Source organism: Cryobacterium zongtaii (assembly GCF_002909375.1).
In the GTDB taxonomy this organism is placed as follows: Bacteria; Actinomycetota; Actinomycetes; order Actinomycetales; family Microbacteriaceae; genus Cryobacterium; species Cryobacterium zongtaii.
Map to the genome: position 1 here is coordinate 19,845 of NZ_PPXD01000005.1, position 19,571 is coordinate 39,415.

17 protein-coding genes are annotated in these 19,571 nt (G+C 69.2%); 2 read left to right on the plus strand and 15 right to left on the minus strand.

The genetic code is table 11. From position 1 onward, the window contains the following. Positions 1 to 99: 99 nt before the first annotated feature. The 4 genes from C3B61_RS02360 to infC all read right to left on the minus strand — a co-directional run bounded on the left by C3B61_RS02360 (position 100) and on the right by infC (position 2,193). The gene (locus tag C3B61_RS02360) at positions 100 to 900 is read right to left on the minus strand and encodes a TrmH family RNA methyltransferase (protein WP_103459419.1); all 801 of its coding nucleotides are present in this window, start codon (positions 898 to 900) and stop codon (positions 100 to 102) included. 107 nt (positions 901 to 1,007) lie between these two features. Continuing rightward, positions 1,008 to 1,394, minus strand: a complete 387-nt coding sequence (rplT, locus tag C3B61_RS02365; RefSeq protein ID WP_088455742.1) for a 50S ribosomal protein L20 — start codon at positions 1,392 to 1,394, stop codon at positions 1,008 to 1,010. A gap of 27 nt (positions 1,395 to 1,421) precedes the next feature. Beyond that, complete coding sequence (gene rpmI, locus C3B61_RS02370) at positions 1,422 to 1,616, minus strand: 50S ribosomal protein L35 (protein ID WP_066594389.1); 195 nt, start codon at positions 1,614 to 1,616, stop codon at positions 1,422 to 1,424. Further along, entirely contained in the window at positions 1,609 to 2,193 is a 585-nt protein-coding gene (gene infC, locus C3B61_RS02375) for a translation initiation factor IF-3 (RefSeq protein WP_084020755.1), read from the minus strand. Before infC ends, rpmI begins: the two co-directional genes overlap by 8 nt. A 294-nt stretch (positions 2,194 to 2,487) precedes the next feature. On the opposite strand from infC, the gene C3B61_RS02380 reads away from it, so the two are divergent. Then, entirely contained in the window at positions 2,488 to 2,838 is a 351-nt protein-coding gene (locus C3B61_RS02380; protein ID WP_103429550.1) for a DUF1844 domain-containing protein, read from the plus strand. 82 nt (positions 2,839 to 2,920) lie between these two features. Here the strand turns inward: C3B61_RS02380 and C3B61_RS02385 are convergent, their stop codons facing one another. The 8 genes from C3B61_RS02385 to C3B61_RS02420 all read right to left on the minus strand — a co-directional run bounded on the left by C3B61_RS02385 (position 2,921) and on the right by C3B61_RS02420 (position 13,223). Then, the gene (locus C3B61_RS02385) at positions 2,921 to 3,775 is read right to left on the minus strand and encodes a DNA-formamidopyrimidine glycosylase family protein (protein WP_103459420.1); all 855 of its coding nucleotides are present in this window, start codon (positions 3,773 to 3,775) and stop codon (positions 2,921 to 2,923) included. Further along, the gene (locus C3B61_RS02390) at positions 3,768 to 8,669 is read right to left on the minus strand and encodes an Lhr family ATP-dependent helicase (protein ID WP_103459421.1); all 4,902 of its coding nucleotides are present in this window, start codon (positions 8,667 to 8,669) and stop codon (positions 3,768 to 3,770) included. Before C3B61_RS02390 ends, C3B61_RS02385 begins: the two co-directional genes overlap by 8 nt. 102 nt (positions 8,670 to 8,771) lie before the next feature. Beyond that, positions 8,772 to 9,626, minus strand: coding sequence for an SseB family protein (locus tag C3B61_RS02395; RefSeq protein ID WP_103459422.1), 855 nt, complete (start codon positions 9,624 to 9,626; stop codon positions 8,772 to 8,774). Continuing rightward, a complete protein-coding gene (priA, locus tag C3B61_RS02400) occupies positions 9,610 to 10,356 on the minus strand; it encodes a bifunctional 1-(5-phosphoribosyl)-5-((5-phosphoribosylamino)methylideneamino)imidazole-4-carboxamide isomerase/phosphoribosylanthranilate isomerase PriA (protein WP_103459423.1) in 747 nt (248 codons plus the stop codon). Before priA ends, C3B61_RS02395 begins: the two co-directional genes overlap by 17 nt. A gap of 63 nt (positions 10,357 to 10,419) precedes the next feature. Further along, positions 10,420 to 11,052 (minus strand): imidazole glycerol phosphate synthase subunit HisH, encoded by a 633-nt coding sequence (gene hisH, locus C3B61_RS02405; protein WP_088455736.1) that lies wholly within the window; start codon positions 11,050 to 11,052, stop codon positions 10,420 to 10,422. After that, positions 11,049 to 11,666, minus strand: coding sequence for an imidazoleglycerol-phosphate dehydratase HisB (gene hisB, locus C3B61_RS02410; RefSeq protein WP_103459424.1), 618 nt, complete (start codon positions 11,664 to 11,666; stop codon positions 11,049 to 11,051). The genes hisH and hisB overlap by 4 nt, the downstream gene beginning before the upstream one ends. A 9-nt stretch (positions 11,667 to 11,675) precedes the next feature. Beyond that, positions 11,676 to 12,761, minus strand: coding sequence for a histidinol-phosphate transaminase (locus C3B61_RS02415; RefSeq protein ID WP_103459425.1), 1,086 nt, complete (start codon positions 12,759 to 12,761; stop codon positions 11,676 to 11,678). 99 nt (positions 12,762 to 12,860) lie between these two features. Continuing rightward, entirely contained in the window at positions 12,861 to 13,223 is a 363-nt protein-coding gene (locus C3B61_RS02420) for a LysM peptidoglycan-binding domain-containing protein (protein WP_103459426.1), read from the minus strand. A gap of 393 nt (positions 13,224 to 13,616) precedes the next feature. Between C3B61_RS02420 and lexA the strand changes: the two genes are divergently transcribed. Next, positions 13,617 to 14,240, plus strand: coding sequence for a transcriptional repressor LexA (lexA, locus tag C3B61_RS02425; protein ID WP_240632483.1), 624 nt, complete (start codon positions 13,617 to 13,619; stop codon positions 14,238 to 14,240). A gap of 87 nt (positions 14,241 to 14,327) precedes the next feature. Here the strand turns inward: lexA and metE are convergent, their stop codons facing one another. From metE to hflX, 3 genes are all read right to left on the minus strand, one after another. After that, entirely contained in the window at positions 14,328 to 16,649 is a 2,322-nt protein-coding gene (gene metE / locus C3B61_RS02430) for a 5-methyltetrahydropteroyltriglutamate--homocysteine S-methyltransferase (protein WP_103459427.1), read from the minus strand. Next, a complete protein-coding gene (locus C3B61_RS02435; RefSeq protein ID WP_103459428.1) occupies positions 16,649 to 17,710 on the minus strand; it encodes a methylenetetrahydrofolate reductase in 1,062 nt (353 codons plus the stop codon). Before C3B61_RS02435 ends, metE begins: the two co-directional genes overlap by 1 nt. A gap of 281 nt (positions 17,711 to 17,991) precedes the next feature. Next, positions 17,992 to 19,536: a GTPase HflX gene (gene hflX, locus C3B61_RS02440; protein WP_088455730.1), complete on the minus strand. Its 1,545-nt coding sequence runs from the start codon at positions 19,534 to 19,536 to the stop codon at positions 17,992 to 17,994. Between the last annotated feature and the right edge of the window lie 35 nt (positions 19,537 to 19,571).

The following is a 19,571-nucleotide window of genomic DNA, read 5'->3' on the forward strand; positions in this document are numbered from 1 at the left end:
CCCCCAACTTATGCCCGGGTAGGCCCGACAGACCACCTTTAGCGCGGCATTGGCCCGGTCGGTAACCCAAACGTAATAGACGCCCGACCGGGAAAGATGCTAGGCGCGGTGCGAGAAGGCGCTCTCGTACAGGCAGACAGACGCGGCCGTGGCGAGGTTCATCGATTCGGCGTGGCCGTAGATGGGAACGCTGATCGAGCGGTCCGCCATGGCCAGGTCTTCCTCGGTGAGACCGCGGGCCTCGTTGCCGAACAACCAGGCGGTGGGCCCGGCAAGGAGGCCGCTGTTGCGGGCCTCGAGCAGGTCTTCACCCTTGATGTCGGCGGCGAGGATCTGCATGCCGGCGAACTTCGCCCGCTCACGCACATCGGTGAGAGTGACGCCTACGGCGACGGGCAGGTGGAAGATCGAACCGGTGGAGGAGCGCACCACCTTGGGGTTGTACAGGTCCACGCTGCGCCCGGTGAAGATCACGGCGTCGGCGCCCGCCGCATCCGCTGCCCGGATGATGGTGCCGGCGTTGCCGGGATCGCGCACCTCTTCGAGGATGGCGATGAGCTTGGGCTCATTGGCGAAGATCTTCTTGATCGAGGTGGGGAACTGGTGGCACACCGCGATGAAGCCCTGCGGGGTGACGGTGTCGGCCATCGTCTCGAGCACCTGCTCGGTGACGAATTCCACGTCCACGCCGGCGGCGACCGCGGCATCGCCGATCTCGGTGTAGCGCTCGAGCGCCGTGGGAGTGGCATACAACTCCACGACGAGTTCGGGGCGGAAGGTGAGGGCTTCGGAGACGGCCTGCGGACCCTCGAGGAGGAACAGTCCCGTCTCGGAGCGGGCGGCTCGGTTCGCAAGTTTCGCGACGGCACGCACGCGAGGAGATCGGGGGTTATCTAGCATGCACTCAGTTTAGGTGCCGGGCACCCCGGCCATCTAATGCGCCGCCGGGTACGCAAAACGGGAGCGACCATCAGTGATGGTCGCTCCCGTGAAACAAGCAGGTGTGACTACTTGGCAACCTTGGCTGCGGAGGTGTCAGCGGGCAGTGCTGCCTTGGCGCTCTCAACGATGGCCGCGAAGGTGGCGGGCTCGGTGACGGCGAGGTCGGCGAGGATGCGACGGTCAACCTGGATGCCGGCCAGGGCGAGGCCCTGGATGAGGCGATTGTAGGTCAGGCCGTTCGCACGGGACGCAGCGTTGATGCGCTGGATCCACAGGCGACGGAAGTCACCCTTGCGTGCACGACGGTCACGGTAGCTGTAGACGAGGGAGTGAGTGACCTGCTCCTTGGCCTTGCGGTACAGGCGTGAACGCTGACCGCGGTAACCCTGGGCGCGCTCAAGGATTACGCGACGCTTCTTGTGGGCGTTTACGGCCCTCTTTACTCTTGCCATTTTCTAATTCCTTTAGGGGTACGGGGCCTAGTGGCCGAGAAGCTTCTTGATGGCCTTGACGTCGGCCTTGGCGAGAACCTGGTCCTGGTTCAGGCGGGACTTGCGCTGCGTGCTCTTGACCTCGAGGTTGTGGCGAAGTCCGGCCTGCTGCTTCATGATCTTGCCGGAGCCAGTGACCTTGAAACGCTTCTTTGTCCCAGAGTGGGTCTTCTGCTTAGGCATTCTTTTCCTCCTGTTTGGCTGCTTTATCTGCAGCTCTATGTGCATTGGCCTCTGCCTTGGCCTCTGATTTGTTCTTCAGCGGGCCAATCACCATGACCATGTTTCGACCGTCGATGGTCGGGCTCGATTCCACAGAACCGAATTCCGCGACATCCTCGGCAAATCTCTGAAGCAGACGTACACCCTGATCGGGACGGGACTGTTCACGGCCACGGAACAGAATCATGGCCTTGACCTTGTCGCCGGCCTTCAGGAAGCCTTCGGCGCGCTTGCGCTTGGTCTCGTAGTCGTGCTTATCAATCTTGAGACGGAAACGAACCTCTTTGAGGATCGTGTTCGCCTGGTTGCGCCGGGCTTCTTTCGCCTTCTGCGCAGCTTCGTACTTGAACTTGCCGTAATCCATGATCTTCGCGACCGGCGGCTTGGACGTGGGGGCTACTTCGACCAGATCGAGGTCAGCCTCCTGTGCCAGGCGCAGGGCGACATCAATCGCCACGACCCCAACCTGTTCGCCGTTGGGACCAACGAGACGGACTTCGGGGACGCGGATACGGTCATTTGTACGGGGATCGCTGATGCGTCTCTCCTCTACTCAAGCATCGTGGCTACAGCCTGACAACGGATGTCGTCCGGAGACGAAGAGGAGACAATCGCGCGCGCAATTCCTGGGATCTGGAACATTTCCTTGTTCCGTCACTCATCAACCACGTACGGCACCCTATCTACCGTGCAAGCTGGAAACCAGCGAGCGACGGCGGAGTGCAAACAACCCGGTAACCTTTATGAAGCGGTCAAGCGCGGGTGGGAGATTATCCACTTTCGTACCGAGACTTTCATCTCGGAGCCCGGGTAAGCATAGCAGAGGAAACCAGTGAGCGACAATTACGATCAGGACCAGTCCGGCCAGGCCACGAGAGACATCGCGGATGTGGCGGCGGTGGAGATCATCACGACCGCGGCGGTGCACCTGATGAGCGCCTCGGCGGTCAAGGTGGGCCTCGCCGACGACCCCGACACGCAGATCGACCTGGATGAGGCGCGCAAGTTGATCACGGCCCTCGCCGGCCTGATCACGGCATCCGCCCCCGATATCTCGGACATGCACGCGCGGAGCCTGCGCGACGGGCTGCGGTCGTTGCAGCTGGCGTTCCGCGAGGCGTCGAGCATCCCGGACCCGATCGGCCAGGGCCCCGGCGAGAAGTTCACCGGCCCGGTCAACTAGCTCCCTCCCCCGCAACTGTTGCCGAATCGGACATGTGCGTCCGGTGCGCCGGGCACAATTGTCCGGACGGGCAACAGTTAGCTCAGGTTTGGCAGCGCGGGCACCAGTAGGTGACCCGCTGTTCGAGTTCGCTGCGGCCCAGCCGGCCACTGCGGATGCTTGTGCCGCAGCGCCGGCACGGCTGCCGTTCGCGCCCGTAGACGAAGGTGCGCGCGCCCCGGCGCAGGTTGCCGGTGGTGGTGCGCTCCGAACGGTCCCGGTTGGCCGTGATCAGCCGGTGCGCCAGCGCGACCAGGCCGTCGACATCGGTGACCTCGGCGATCGGCCGGGTGGGCAGCAGCCCGCGCAGGAAACACAGTTCGTTGACGTACACATTGCCGAGCCCGGCGAGGTTGCGCTGGTCGCCGAGGGCGACCGCCACCGGCCGGTCCCCCGCTGCACTGTCTTCGGCAGTGCTGTCTCCGGCCGTGCTGTCTCCGGCCGTGCTGTCTCCGGCTGCGCTGTCCCCGGCTACGCGAAGCCGGCGCACGGCCTCCGCGGCGTCCCAGTTCGGGCCGAGCAAGTCGGGACCGAGATAGCCGAGGTGCTGCTCGTCCTCCGGGGTGGGAAACAGCTCGAGGGTGCCCAGCTCGAATCCCACGGCCACCCAGTCCGCGGTCTCCAGCACGATGCGGGCCTGGAATGCGGGCCGCTGCCATTTGGTGCCGTGCCGGTAGAGGTGCCAAGTGCCCTCCATCTTCAGGTGCGAGTGGATGCTGGTCTCCCCCACGTGCGCCACCAGGTGTTTGCCGCGGCTGATGACCTCGTGCACGGTCTGGCCGGTCAGGTCGACGGTGGCGAAGGCGGGTACCCGGATGTCGCAGCGCGTGAGGGTGGCTCCGTGCAGGGCGTCGTCGAGGCTGCGGGCGCTGCGGTAGACGGTGTCACCCTCAGGCACTGAGCCTCAGCCCCCTCGGCGTCTCGGTGAAGCCGGCGGCGCGCAACGCGTCGCCCACGGTGGTGCCGAGCACAAACTCGGCGTTCACGGTTTCCACGGCGAGCTTGGGCACCCGCCCGGCGGTGACGGTCGCGGCCAGCGACCGGGTCGCCGCGAGCACGGTCTCGGATGCCGCCGGTCGTGGGGTGCCCGCTGTGCCCGGTGCCGCGCGGGAGGCAGGTGCCGTCGCCGGAGCCGAACGCGGCGTCGCGGCGGCGGCGGGTGCGGGTGCGTCTTCGGCGGCACCCGCACCGGTCTCGCCGGCCTCTCCGTCAACGGCGGCGGCCGGATCGAACACCAGCATCGACTTGCCGCCGCGCTCCACGTAGAGCACCAGGTGCCCGTCGACGAGTACCACCAGGCCGCCGGCCTTCCGGCCGGGCCGGTGACCGGTGCCCTCGGGCAGGGCCGGCCAGGGCAGCACGGCGCCGTAGGGGTTGGCCGGGTCTGTGGCGGCGAGGGTCACCGCGGCGGATACCGACCTGTCGCCGCGTTCGGCGCGTTCCCGCTGGTCGACGTAGCCGCGCATCCGGTCGATGGTGCCGGCGGTGGCGAACTGGGAGGCGCCGAGGCCCTCCACGAAGTAGCCCCGGCGGCAGCGGCCCATCTCCTCGAAGCCGCTGAGGGTCTTATAGACCAGGGCGAAGCCGCCGAGCACGTTCTCGCCCATCACGGCGCCGCGGGTGACCACGCCGTAGCGTTCGAGCATGGTCTCGCCCAACGCGTGTGCGCGACGGGTGGCCGAGGTGTCGGCGACGGGCACGATCGACCAGCGGCCGGAGACCGTGGGCGGGCCCTGCCGGCTGGGCAGGCTGGGCCGGGGCAGGGCGCGGCCGCGGTGCAGCCGGGCGCGCGGTGCGGCCCGGCGGGTGGAGTGCGCGGTCTTGCCGCCGGAGACCAGCGAGCGCACCGGGGCGAAGGTGTCGTTGCTCACCAGTCCGGACCAGACCAGGTCCCACAGCGCGTCGACGAGGGCACCGTCGTCCTGGCTGCCGACCGAATCGGCCAGCTGCCGGAAGAAGTAACCACCGCCACCGCCCAGCGTGGCGAGGATCTCCCGCTGCAGCGCCGTGGTGTCCAGCTCGGTGGGCACCGGCAGGGTGAGCGGGGCGGTGTCGGCCAGATGCAGGCTCACCCAACCGTCGTTGCCGGCGAGCGTTCCGGCGCCGGCCCAGAGCACCTCGCCGGCGTTGGTGAGTTCGTCGAGCATGCCCGGGTTGTAGTCGCTCACCCGGGCGGGCAGGATCAGGGTCTCCCAGGCGGAGGCCGGGATGCGAGCGCCCTCGAGCTGTTCGATCACGGAGACCACGCCGTCGACACCACGCAACTTACCGCCCACGTGCTGCCAGACCGGCAGGAATCGACCGAGGGTGGCCTGGTCGACAGGCTCCACCTCGTGTCGGAGCGCGGCGAGCGAGCGTCGCCGCAGGCGCCGCAGCACCTCGGCGTCGCACCATTCGCTGCCGCTGCCGTGCGGGCGGAACTCGCCCTCGACGATCCTGCGGGCATCCGCCAGGCGGCGCAGGGCGCCCAAGGCGATGGCCGTGCCGAACCCGAATCTGGCGGCGACATCGGCGGTGGTGAACGGGCCGTGGGTGCGGGCGTACCGGCTGACCAGGTCGCCGAGCGGGTCTTTCACACTTTCGGTGAAGGCCTCCGGGATGCCCGGTGCCAGCGGAACGCCGAGGGCGTCACGCAGCCGGCCGGCGTCCTCGATCACCGCCCAGCGCTCCTCGCCGGCGATGCCCACCCTGAGGGCGCGGCGCGCGGCGGTGAGCGCATCCAGGTGTGCACGCGCCTCGGCCTCGCCGGCTGCGGGCGGGGCGGAGGCGCCGTCGGACTCCGACTCACCGACCGCATCCGCCGGCTCGCTCCGTTCGGCCACGCCGGTCGCGGCTTGCAGTCGGGCGGCGACCTCGGCCACGGTGAGCGGGCCGAGCCCGCGGAGCAGGTCGGCCACGCCCTCCAGGCCCTTGGCCCGGCGGTCGGGGGCCACGCGCTGCAGCTCCGCGTCGGTACGGTCGATCACGACGGGATCGAGCAGCTCCCGCAGTTCCACCCGCCCGAGCAGTTCGGCGAGCAGGCCGGAGTCGATCGAGAGGGCGGTGGCCCGGCGTTCGGCCAGCGGCGAGTCGCCCTCGTACATGAACGCCGCGACGTAACCGAAGAGCAGGGCGTTGGCGAACGGGCTGGCCGAGTCGGTGCTGGTCTCCACCAGGCGGATGGCGCGGCTGGCCACCTGCTTGGCCAGGGCCACGAGGGCGGGCAGGTCGTAGACATCCTGCAGGCATTCGCGGATGGTTTCGAGGATGATCGGGAACGACGGGTATTCGCGCGCCACGTCGAGCAGCTGGGCGGCTTTCTGGCGTTGCTGCCAGAGCGGTGAGCGGCTGCCCGGCCGGTACCGGGGCAGCAGCAGCGCCCGGGCGGCGCACTCCCTGAACCTGGAGGCGAACAGGGCGGAGCCGCCGACCTCGTCGGTGACCAATTGCTCGAGTTCGTCGGGGTCGAAGACGAAGAGGTCGGCGCCGGGCGATTCGGCCTCGGTGTCGGGGATGCGCACGACGATGCCGTCGTCGCTGGCGACGCAGGCGCCGTCGATGCCGAAGCGTTCCCGCACCCGCGCGCCGACCGCCAGGGCCCACGGGGCGTGCACGGTGAGGCCGAACGGCGAGTGCAGGATGACTCGCCAGTCGCCGAGCTCGTCGCGGAACCTCTCGACGACCAGGGTCTGGTCAGTGGGCAGGTAGCGGGTGGCTGCACGCTGCTCGTCGAGGAAGACCAGCAGGTTGGTGACCGCCCGTTCGTCGAGGCCGACGGCCAGGCAGCGGGCTCGGGCCTTCGCGGGCGTGAGCGCGGACACCTCGCGGAGGAACGCGCCGATGGCCGCGCCAAGCTCGGCGGGCCGGCCCGGGCCGTCGCCCTTCCAGAACGGCAGCCGGCCTGGTTCGCCGAACGCGGGCAGCACGAGCACCCTGTCGTGGGTGATCTCCTGGATGCGCCAACTCGTGGCGCCGAGCGCGAAGACGTCACCGACGCGGGACTCGTAGACCATCTCCTCATCGAGCTCGCCGACCCGGCGGCCGGTGGGCTGGTCGCCGCCGACCATGAAGACTCCGAACAGACCACGGTCGGGGATGGTGCCGCCGCTGGTGACGGCCAGGCGCTGTGCGCCGGGCCGGCCGGTGAGCAGGCCGGTGTCGCGGTCCCAGATGATCCGTGGGCGCAGTTCGGCGAACTGATCGGACGGGTAGCGTCCGGCGAGCAGGTCGAGGGTGGCCTCGTAGGCGGAGCGGGGCAGGGTGGCGAACGGGGCGCTGCGCCGTACGGCGTCGAACCATTCCTCGGCGTCGATGGGTTCGAGCGCGACGGCGGCGATGGTCTGCTGGGCGAGGATGTCGAGGGGGTTCGCGGGCACCTGCAGCGACTCGATCATGCCCGACACCATCCGCTCGGCGGCGACGGTGGCGTGGATGAGGTCGGCCCGGTGCTTGGGGAAGATGATGCCCCTGGACACCTCGCCGACCTGGTGGCCGGCCCGGCCCACGCGTTGCAGGCCGCTGGCCACCGACGGCGGCGATTCCACCTGCACGACCAGGTCGACCTCGCCCATGTCGATGCCGAGTTCCAGGCTCGACGTGGCCACCACGCAACGCAGCCGGCCGGACTTGAGGTCGTCCTCGATCATGGCCCGCTGTTCCTTGCTGACCGAGCCGTGGTGGGCGCGGGCGAGGAGCAGCTCGGCACCTTCGGTCTGGCCGCTGCCGCCCATCAGCTCGGCGGGCGGCCGCGGTGGCGGTGCGGTGGCGGTCGTTCGGGCAGCGGATGCTGCGCCGGCCTGGGCACCGGCCGCTCCCCCGGCGTCCGGGCCGCCCGCGAGCACCAGCTCGGCCTCCTCGGCCGCGGCGAGCCGCTCACTGTAGATCTCGTTGAACCGGGCGGTGAGCCGTTCGGCGAGGCGGCGGGAGTTGGCGAACACGATCGAGGATGAGTGCGCGAGCACGGCGTCCACGATGGCTTCTTCCACGTGCGGCCAGATCGACCCGGTCTGCGGGGCCGCGGCGGAGGTGGCGCCCTCCGAGGCGGGCACGGCGCCGAGCTGGGTCATGTCGTCCACGGGCACCACGACGCGCAGGTCGAACCGCTTCTCGTTCTTGGGCGCCACGATCTCCACGGGTGCTTGACCGCCGAGGAACCGGGCCACCTCAGACGCCGGCCGCACCGTGGCGGACAGGCCGATCCGCTGCGCGGGGGTGGCCAGGAGCGCGTCGAGGCGTTCGAGGGACACGGCGAGGTGGGCGCCGCGCTTGCTGGCCGCGACGGCGTGGATCTCGTCGATGATGACGGTGTCGACGCCGCGCAGGGACTCGCGGGCGGCGGACGTGAGCATCAGGAAGAGCGATTCGGGGGTGGTGATGAGGATCTCTGGCGGTGTCTTCACGAGCGCCCGGCGGTCCGCGGCGGGGGTGTCGCCGCTGCGCACGCCAACGGTCACCCGCACCGGCGCCAGGCCCAGCCGTTCGGCGGCCTGGCCGATGCCCACCAACGGGGCACGCAGGTTGCGTTCCACGTCAACGCCGAGAGCCTTCAGCGGCGAGATGTACAGCACCCGGGTGCCAGTGGGCGCGGCGGCCGCATCCTGTTCAACCGGTGTCGTGGAGGTCGAGTACAGCTTGTCGAGGGCCCAGAGGAACGCGGCCAGGGTCTTGCCCGACCCGGTGGGGGCGACGACGAGGGTGTGCGATCCGCGGGAGATGGCGTCCCAGGCGCCGAGCTGGGCCTCGGTGGGCGCATCGAACGCGCCGGAGAACCAGGTGCGGGTGGCCGGTGAGAGGCGCTGGAGGATCTCCGTCATCTACCCATCCTTGCCGATACCCCCGACATCGGCTCGGAAGCCGCTCTTATCTGTTGTTTCTGCGGGTGACGGATGGGCCGGGCGGGCGGCGGGCGTGGAGGGTCAGGCCGAGGCGACGAGCTGCACCCGCAGGGAGTCCACCCCGATGGCGATCACATCGTTGGCCGCCCAGCGCGCCGCGAGGCGGGCCAGGGTGGCGTCCAGGACGGCACGGTTGAGCCCGTCGACGAGTTCGAGGCGCACGATCAGTTCGGGCCCCGCCAGCCGCGACTGCGGGTCGCCCGCGGTCAGGCTCACGGAGAGCACTGACAGCTCGGTCGCGATGGACTCCTCGAACGCCACGGCGACGGAGCGGCTGGCGTAGCTGGGGGTCCAGGGCGCGCCCTGGGCGATCGCCCAGAGCGCCGGTCGGCGCACCGCGAACTCGGTGTCGGCGGTGGGGTCGAGCACCACGAGGTCGGTGCTCTCCTGGGCCGCCGCCAGTGCCACCCGCACGGCGTCGGCGGGCACCGGGCGCGCCTGGGCGTTCCACTGGTGCATGGCCGCGGCCGAGGAGAACACCGGGAGCACCGCGCGGCCGTCCGGGCCGGCCACGGTGATGATCGACAGTTCCTGGGTCTTGTCCACCCGCAGCCCGTGCGGGCCGGCGGCTCCGTCTGAAACGGTGCCGACCTCATCCGCGCCGAGGGCGGTGACCAGAGGGATCAGCAGGCGCGCCGAACGGAAGGCGTCGACGACGTCCTCCTCGCCGGTCTCGCGGGCCTGGAAGCGGCGGAGCGCAAGCAGCAGGGCGGGCGGCGCGAGGCCGTCGTCGTCGGCGAACGCGGTGTCCTCCAGCGACCGGTTCGCCCAGGGCTGGCCGGCCGAATCCGCCGACGTGTCACCGGCAGCCCCACCGGCGGAGCCGCCGGCTGGGTCAGGCCGACCGGTCGAGCCGAGGTTACGCGCCGGAGACATCCAGCGCCTCGGCGAGGGTGAAGGCGCCCGCGTAGAGGGCCTTGCCCACGATCGCGCCTTCCAGGCCGAGGGGTACCAGTTCGCGCAGCGCGGCGATGTCGTCGAGGCTGGAGATACCTCCGGAGGCGATCACGGGGCGGTGGGTGCGCTCCATCACTTCGCGCAGCAGTTCGATGTTCGGCCCCTTGAGGGTGCCGTCCTTGGTGACGTCGGTGACGACGTAGCGGGTGCAGCGGGCCTCTTCGAGGCGCTCCAGCACCTGCCACAGGTCGCCGCCGTCCTTGGTCCAGCCGCGGGCGGCAAGGGTGGTGCCGCGCACATCGAGTCCCACCGCGATGGCGTCGCCGTACTGGGCGATCACGTTGGCGGCCCACTCGGGGTTCTCCAGTGCGGCGGTGCCCAGGTTGATTCGCTTGACGCCGGTGTTCAGCGCCGCTTCGAGCGACTTGTCGTCGCGGATGCCGCCGGAGAGCTCCACATTCACGCCGCGGAGCTGCTTGATGACCTTCTTGAGCACAGCGGTGTTGTTACCGCGCCCGAATGCGGCGTCGAGGTCGACGAGGTGGATCCACTCCGCGCCCTGGTTCGCCCAGTCGAGGGCGGCATCCATCGGGTCGCCGTAGTTGGTCTCGGTACCGGCCTCACCCTGGGTGAGACGGACGGCCTTGCCGTCGGCGACGTCGACGGCGGGCAGGAGGACCAGCTTCGGGGTCTTGTTGAACTCGCTCATGATGTGCTGTGGTGACCTTTTCGTGTTGGTGCGGCCGCGATGGAGCGACCGACGGGGGAATGTCTAGTCGCGGAGCGTGCCGAGCCAGTTCTTCAGCAGCCGGATGCCCGCGTCGCCGCTCTTCTCGGGGTGGAACTGGGTGGCCGACAACGGACCGTTCTCCACGGCGGCGAGGAACGGGGCGCCGTGCTCGGCCCAGGTGAGGCGGGGAACCGGGAACGGCGGCATCACGTCGAGGCTCCATTCCTGGGCGGCATAGGAGTGCACGAAGTAGAACCGTTCCTCTTCCAGTCCGCGGAACAGCACGGTGTCGGGGTCGGGCGTGACGGTGTTCCAGCCCATGTGCGGCAGTACCGGTGCCGGCAGGGCGGTGACGGTTCCCGGCCACTCGCCGAGGCCCGCGGTGTCGATGCCGCGCTCGACGCCGTGTTCGAACATGACCTGCATGCCCACGCAGATGCCCATCACCGGCCGCCCGCCGGAGAGGCGCTTGTCGATGATGTCGCCGCCGTGGGCGTCGTTCAGCGCCGCCATCACGGCGCTGAACGCGCCGACGCCGGGGACCAGGAGTCCGTCGGCCTCGAGCGCGAGCTTGCGGTCGCCGGTGAGGGTGACGTCGGCGCCGGCGAGTTCGAGCGCCTTGACGGCCGAGTGCACATTGCCCGTGCCGTAGTCCAGGACGACGACCGAGGTCACAGTGCGCCCTTGGTGGACGGGATGCCGGAGACCAGCGGGTCGTGGGCCTTGGCCTGGCGGAAGGCTCGGGCGAAGGCCTTGAACTCGGCTTCGGCGATGTGGTGGGGGTCGCGGCCGCCGAGGACGGTGACGTGCACGGTCAACGCGGCGTTGAAGGAGATGGCCTCGAAAACGTGCCGCACCATTGAGCCGGTGAAGTGCCCGCCGATGAGGTGGAATTCGAATCCGGCGGGCTCGCCGGTGTGCACGAGGTACGGCCGACCGGAGATGTCCACGACGGCCTGCACGAGGGCTTCGTCCAGCGGCACCAGGGCGTCGCCGTAGCGGGAGATGCCGGCCTTGTCACCGAGGGCCTGCTTGATGGCCTGGCCCAGCACGATGCCGATGTCCTCGACGGTGTGGTGCACATCGATCTCGATGTCGCCCTTGGCGTGCACGGTGAGATCGGTCAGCGAGTGCTTCGCGAACGCCGTGAGCAGGTGGTCGTAGAACGGCACGCTGGTGTGGATGTCGCTCACCCCGGTGCCGTCGAGGTTGATCGAGAGGTCGATGCTCGATTCGCTCGTTTCGCGCTGCAGGTGGGCACGGCGAGGCGAGGGCGTGACGTTGCTCATGGCGTTAGTTTATTCGGCTATCGGGCGGAGCCGTGCGATGGCGGCCAGGAACGCGCTCGTCTCGGCTTCGGTGCCGGCCGAGACCCGGAGGTGGCCGGGGATACCGACGTCGCGGATCAGGATGCCTTCGGCCAGGAGTGCCTGGAAGATCGCGTGCGGGTCGGAGACTCCGCCGAACAACACGAAGTTGCTTCCGCTGCGCAGTGGGCTGAAGCCGAGCTTCGTCAGTTCGGTCACCAGGCGATCGCGTTGCACCCGGATGTCGTCGACCATGGCGAGCATCTCACCGGTGTGGGCGAGCGCGGCCACGGCCGCCGCCTGGGTGAGGGCGGACAGGTGGTAGGGCAGCCGGACCAGGCGCAGCGCGTCCGTGACAGCCGGGTCGGCGGCCAGGTAGCCCAGCCGCACGCCGGCGAAAGCGAAGGCCTTGCTCATGGTCCGGGACACGAGCAGGCGCTCCCGGCCGGGCAGCAGGGTGAGGGCGCTGTCGGTGCCGTCCGGTGCGAACTCGGCGTAGGCCTCGTCGACGACAACGATGCCGGGGGTGGCGTCGTAGACGGCCGCGATGGTCTCCAGCGACAACGGGGTGCCGGTCGGGTTGTTCGGTGAGCAGAGGAAGACGATGTCGGGCGAGGCTTCCTCCACCCAGCGGGCGGCGGTCTCCGGCGAAAGTTCGTAGTCGGCGTCGCGGCCGCCGGGGATCCAGCGGGTATCGGTGCCGGAGGCGAGGATCGAGTACATCGAGTAGGTCGGCGCGTAGCCGAGCAGCGACCGGCCCGGCCCGCCGAAGGCCTGCAGAACCTGCTGCAGAACCTCGTTGGAACCGTTGGCGGCCCAGATGTTGTCGCGGGTGAGACCGTGACCGAGGTAGCCGGCGAGGGCGTCGCGCAGCTGGCTGAATTCCCGGTCGGGGTACCTGTTGACGGTGAGGATGGCCTCGGCCAGGGCCTCCGCGATGTCGGCGGCGACCGCGGGCGGGATCGGGTGGGTGTTCTCGTTGACGTTCAACGCCACCGGCACGTGCAGCTGGGGTGCTCCGTAAGGGATTTGTCCGCGGAGGTTGGCACGCAGGGGCAGGTCGTCGAGGCTGGTCACCCGAACAAGCTTAGTTGCGCCCGCGGCCGACCCCTCGTATCCGAGGCGGGGCGGGGCGGGGCGGCTCCGGGCTGAGCGGCTCGGGCTGAGCTGGGCGGCTCAGTAGTCGGCGGGAAGGGCGAGGCGCTGGCCGGGCTGCACGGCCTCGGAGGACAGCTGGTTGAGGTTGACGATGTCAATGATCACGTCGCGCGGGTCTTGTCCGGGGGCGACAGACTCGGCCAGCTGCCAGAGCGACTGGCCGGCCTCAATGGTGACGTAGTCGAACGCGGCCGCGCCGATACCCGCGCTGCCCTCTGCCGCGGCCATGCCGCCGTTGACGGCGATGCCGATGACGCCGAGTACCAGGGGCACTGCGGCGAGGGCCGTGAAAACGGCCCGCCCGCGGCGGGTCAGCCGCAGGTGTGTGGTGGGCGGGGTGGCCGGGCTGTGGTTGTCCGGTGCTGCATATGCTGCGCTCATGTCAAACCTCCTGGTAACGCATCTGGCCCTCGGCCGGGAGGGCCAGATGCGAATCTATGTTCCGAATATATCTTCGAGTGTTCGAACAATCAACCCTGTTTCCGGATATTATGGAGACAGATTCCGCAACACACTCGAATGCATGTCTACGAACCGCTGCTCTGTGGCTACAGTTTCGATCGGGTAGCTGTACTCAAACAGACACCACCGACATTGCTGCCCGAGCCCGAGAAGTATGAGCCCGACGAGCATCAGCCCGGCGAGCACGAGCCCCACCAGCACCAGCCCGAACCGACTAACCAGAGGAGCGTCAACGTGGCACAACAGAGCACACCTCGGGACAAGGGCGGCACGCGACGCCGCAAGAGCCTGAGCGACAAACAGCGCGCGGTGATGGACGTCATCCAGCGTTCGGTGCGCGACCGCGGTTACCCGCCGAGCATGCGCGAGATCGGCGACGCCGTTGGTCTGTCCTCGTTGTCGAGCGTGACCCACCAGCTGCACCAGCTCGAGCTGAGCGGGTACCTGCGGCGCGACCCGCACCGGCCGCGCGCACTCGAGGTGCTTATCGAGCTGCCTCAGTCCTCAGAGGAGGTCACGCCCGGCGCCGCCGATGACTACCAGTCCGGCATCCAGGTGGGTGATGCGGCGATGGTGCCGCTCGTCGGCCGCATCGCCGCCGGTATCCCGATCATGGCCGACCAGCAGATCGACGAGATCTTCCCGCTCCCCCGCCAACTGGTGGGCAAGGGCGAGCTGTTCATGCTCAAGGTCGTCGGTGATTCGATGATCGACGCCGCCATCTGCGATGGCGACTGGGTGGTCATCCGCCAGCAGAAGACCGCGGAGAACGGCGAGATCGTCGCCGCGATGCTCGACGGCGAAGCCACGGTGAAGGTGCTGCGACAGCGCGACGGCCACACCTGGCTGCTCCCCCGCAACACCAACTTCGAGCCGATCCTGGGCGACTTCGCCGAGGTCCTCGGCAAGGTCGTCGCGGTGTTGCGTTCGGTCTAGATCCGCTCCGCTCCAGGCACACAACAGGCCCGACCCCGCAAGGGGTCGGGCCTTCGTGTTGTGCCGGCGTAGTCAGAGCGAGCTAGGTCAGACCAGCGTCGCCCGAACCGCGCGGGTGGCATCGACGATGTTGCGCAGGGACTCCACGGTCTCCGCATACCCGCGGGTCTTCAGCCCGCAGTCCGGGTTCACCCAGACCTGGCGAGCGGGGATCGATTGCAGGGCCCGCTCGAGAAGTTCGGTGATCTCGGCCACACCGGGCACCCGCGGCGAGTGGATGTCGTAGACGCCCGGGCCGATGCCGTGGTCGAAGCCACTGGTCTGCAGGTCGGCGACGACCTCCATCTTCGACCGGGCGGCCTCGATGCTGGTCACGTCGGCGTCCAGGTTGCGGATCGCGTCGATGACGACCCCGAACTCCGAGTAGCAGAGGTGGGTGTGGATCTGGGTCTGGTCGGCGACCCCCGCGGTAGCGAGCCTGAACGACCCGACCGACCAATCCAGGTAGTCGGCGTGGTCCTTCTTCTTCAGGGGCAGCAGCTCGCGCAGCGCGGGCTCGTCGACCTGTACCACCCGGATACCGGCCGCCTCGAGGTCACCGATCTCGTCGCGCAGCGCGAGCGCCACTTGCCGGGCGGTCTCCCCCAGCGGCTGGTCGTCGCGCACGAACGACCAGGCCAGGATGGTGACCGGTCCGGTGAGCATCCCCTTGACCGGCTTCTCGGTGAGGGTCTGGGTGTAGCTGGACCACTCCACGGTGATGGGCGCCGGCCGCCGGACGTCGCCCCACAGGATCGACGGACGGGTGCACCGGCTGCCGTAGGACTGCACCCAGCCGTTCTCGGTGACGGTGAAGCCATCGAGGTTCTCGGCGAAGTACTGCACCATGTCGTTGCGCTCGGGTTCACCGTGCACGAGAACGTCGAGGCCGAGGTCTTCCTGCAGCTGCACGACCCGGCCGATCTCGGCGCGCATGAGCTCCTGGTAGTCGGCGGATGCGAGTTCACCCGAGACCAGGCGGGCGCGAGCGCGGCGGATATCGCTCGTCTGCGGGAACGAGCCGATGGTCGTGGTCGGCAGCGGGGGCAGGTCGAGCACGGCATCCTGAGCGGCCAGGCGGGCCTCGTAGTCGCCGCGACTGAAGTCGGCCGGGGTGAGGGTGTCGAGGCGGGCGCGAACGGCTCCGTCACGCACGCCGGGCGAGACCCGGCGCGCCTCCAGCGACGCGGTGGCCGCGTCGAGATCGGCCTGCACGGCAGCCTGCCCCTCGGAGAGGCCGCGAGCGAGGGTGGCGACCTGACCGATCTTCTGGTCGGCGAACGCCAGCCAGCCGGTGAGGTCGGCGCCGAGCTTGGTCTCGTCGGTGACGTCGTGCGGCAGGTGCAGCAGCGAGGTGGAGCTGGAGACCGCGATCCGGTCGCTCAGCGCGCCCAGCTGGGCCACCTTGTCGAACGCCGCGGCGAGGTCGCCGCGCCAGATGTTGTGACCGTCGATCACGCCGGCCACGAGGGTGGTGTCGGCCAGGCCGGGCACGTCGGCGGGCACCGTGCCGCGCACGAGGTCCAGGCCGATGGCCTCGACCGGGGTCTTGGCCAGAACGGGTAGGGCGTCGTCGAGGCTGCCGTAGGGCGCGGCCACGAACAGTCCGGGCCGCCTGTCGAGGCCGCCGAGGGTGTCGTAGGCCCGGGCGAGGGCGGCGAGGGCACGGTCGCGCGGGATGTCGATGCTCTCGCTGACGAGGGCCGGTTCGTCCAGCTGTACCCACTCTGCACCCGCGGCGGCGAGGCGCTCGATCAGGGTGGCGTAGACCGGCAGCAGGTCGTCGAGGCGATCGAGCGGGTGAAAGCCGGCCGGGGCCGTTTCGCTCGGCTTGGCCAGGAGCAGGAAGGTGACCGGACCGACGATGACGGGTCGGGTGAGGAAGCCGGCGGCGACGGCCTCGTCGAATTCCCGCACGATGCGGTCGCTGGCGAGGTGGAAGTTCGTCTCCGGGCCGATTTCCGGCACCAGATAGTGGTAATTGGAATCGAACCACTTGGTCATTTCGAGCGGCAGGTTCTCGCCGGCGCCGCGGGCCAGGGTGAAGTAGCCGGCGAGGTCGAGGTGACCGTCGGCGTCGACGAGACCGGCGAAGCGGGTGGGGATGGCGCCGACGGTCACCGCCGCATCCAGCACCTGGTCATAGAAGGAGAAGCTCTCCGGAATCGACGAGTCGCTGCGGCCGAGCCCGAGGCCGACGAGCCGCTCCCGGGTGGTGTTGCGCAGGGCTGCCGCGGTGGCTTCGAGTTGAGCGGCGTCGATCCGGCCGGCCCAGAAGGCTTCGACGGCCTTCTTCAGTTCGCGGCGGCGGCCGATCCGCGGGTAGCCGAGGATCGTTCCGGTGGGGAATGCGGGGACGGTGATGGTCATCAGTAGTGGTCCTTCGTGGAGTGGATTCCGGCACGGGTGTCGGCAGGGCTGGTCGAGGGATGGGTCGGAGGTGGGTTGTGAGCGGAGACGACCGGTTGTGCCGGTGCGAGCGCGCCGGCGCGGTCGAGCACGGCGAGCACGGTCTCGTGCTGGTTGAAGGCGTAGAGGTGCAGGCCGGGAGCCCCGCCGGCGATGAGCTTCTCGGCGAGGGCGGCGGCGTGGCTGACGCCGATCTCGCGCTGGCCCTCGAGGGTGGGTTCCACTTCGAGCTGGATCGAGAGTTCGGCGGGCAGTTCCTCCCCGGAGAGCTCGAGGATGCGCCGCAGCCGGCCGGGGCTGGTGACGGGCATGATGCCGGGCAGGATCGGGAACTCCACTCCGGCTTCCCTGGCTCGCTGGATGAAGCTGAGGTAGTGGTCGGCGTGGAAGAAGAGTTGGGTGATGGCGAGGTTGGCGCCCGCCGCCTGCTTGGCCAGCAGGGTGTCGATGTCCTGCGCGGTGGATCGTGAGCGCGGGTGCCCGTTGGGGAACGCGGCCACGGCGATGCGCACGTGCTCACGTTCGGTCTTCACGGCGCGGGCGCGAGGGAGTCCGGGGATGGGGGTCTCCTGGTACGGCACTCGCTCGGCCTGTACCCGATGGATCAGTTGCACCAGCTCGCCGGCGCTGTGCAGGTCGCCGAGGAAGGCATCGTTCTCGGTCAGGCCCTCGGGCGGGTCACCGCGGAGGGCGAGGAAGCTGCTCACGCCGGCATCGAGGAACTCGCGGATCAGGCTGCTCGCCTCGGCATGCGAGGAACCGACGCAGGTGAGGTGCGCCATCGGGTCCACGATGGTGGCCCGGCGGATGTAGCGCAGCACGTCCAGGGACGAGGTGCGGGAGGAACCGCTGGCGCCGTAGGTCACCGAGATGAACTTCGGACGGGCCGCAGCCAGGGCGTCGATGGTGGCATGCAGGGCCGTCGTCGCGGCATCCGTCTTGGGCGGGTACAGCTCAAACGAGAACGGGATGCTCGACCGACAGTCGGGGTCCGCCGGTGGGGTCGTGGGGGTCGCTGTCATGGTTCCTCATTCGGCATGGTGGGTTCAGTTCGAAGGGCCTGGCGGCCGCGGACCGCCACGGATACCGGGCGGCTGCTCGCGGGCGGGTGCCGGGCTCGGCTGTCGCTCCATGCCGGGCAGAGTATCCCGCCGGCAACGAATGTGATGACTCTAACAACGCACCTTCGGGCGCGCTGCTGCGTGGCCGATTGTTACGTTCGCGGCCGATCGGGGGCGTTAACGGCCGAAGGCGGCACCCGTTCCTGGCTCAGGAGCGGGTGCCGCCTTCGGGCGGATCGGGGTCAGCCGGAGATGGCCGGTGCCACCACGAACGGGGTGAACTGGGCCTCGATACCGGGCGACACAAGTGCCGTGACCTGGGTGCCGGTCTCGGAGTAGTCCAACGCCAGAACCTTGCCCTGCTCGTGCAGGATCGGGATGAGGTCACCGCGGTCGTAGGGGATCAGCAGTTCCAGGCGGATTTCCGGACGGGGAAGCATGGTCTCGAGAACCCGCAGCACCTCGTCGATGCCCTCGCCGCTGCGCGCCGACACGAAGATCGCCTGGGGGGCGAGGCCCCGCAGCACGAGCCGGTCGTCGTCGCTGACCAGGTCGCTCTTGTTGAACAGCACCAGCTCGGGGATGTCACTGGCACCGACCTCGCCGATGACCTCGCGCACCGTGGCCAGCTGGCTGGCCGGGTCGGGGTGGGACGCGTCGACGACGTGGATGATGACATCGGAGTCCGCGACCTCCTCGAGGGTGGAGCGGAACGCCTCCACCAGCTGGTGGGGCAGGTTGCGCACAAAACCGACGGTGTCGGTGAAGGTGTACAGCCGACCGTCGTCCGTGGTGGACTTCCGCACCGTGGCGTCCAGGGTGGCGAAGAGGGAGTTCTCCACGAGCACGCCGGCCTTGGTGATGCGGTTGAGCAGGCTGGACTTGCCGGCGTTGGTGTACCCGACGATCGCGACCGACGGCACCGCGTTGCGCTTGCGGTTGGCGCGCTTGGCCTCGCGGGCGGGCTTCATCTCCAGCATCTGCTTGCGCAGCCGCGACATCCGGGTGTGGATGCGGCGCCGGTCGAGTTCGATCTTCGTCTCACCGGGTCCACGCGAGCCCATACCGGCACCGGCGCCACCGACCTGGCCACCGGCCTGGCGGGACATCGAGTCACCCCAGCCGCGCAGTCGGGGCAGCAGGTAGGCGAGCTGGGCGAGTTCGACCTGCGCCTTACCCTCCCTGCTCTTGGCGTGCTGGCTGAAGATGTCCAGGATCACGGCGGTGCGGTCGATGACCTTCACTTTGACCACGTCTTCCAGGGCTCGCCGCTGGCTGGGCGCGAGTTCGGTGTCGGCGATCACGGTGTCGGCGCCGAGCGCCGCCACGATGGACGCGAGCTCGAGGGCCTTGCCCTTGCCGAGGTAGGTGCTGGGGTCCGGGGTGGCGCGGCGCTGCAGCAGACCGTCCAGCACCGTGGCGCCGGCGGTTTCGGCCAGGGCGGCGAGCTCGCGCATGGAGTTCTCGGCGTCGAGCAGGCTACGGGCGGAGTAGACGCCGATCAGGACGACGTTTTCCAGGCGCAGCTGGCGGTATTCAACCTCGGTGACGTCCTGCAGTTCGGTGGAGAGCCCACCGACGCGGCGCAGGGCGTTGCGGTCTTCACGTTCGGTCTGTTCGCCGTCGTGGTCGCCGCCGTCGAAACCGCCGTTGGCCGGGCGTGCCGAGAGGGCCTGCGCCGATCCGCTCGCGAACAGCGAGTAGCCGGAGGACCGGCTCTCGGCGCTGGCCAGCACGCGCGCAACTACATCGTCATCGCCATCGTGTGGAGCGTTTATATCAGTCATCGCTTTAACTCTAGTTCCTCTTTTTTCGATAAGTT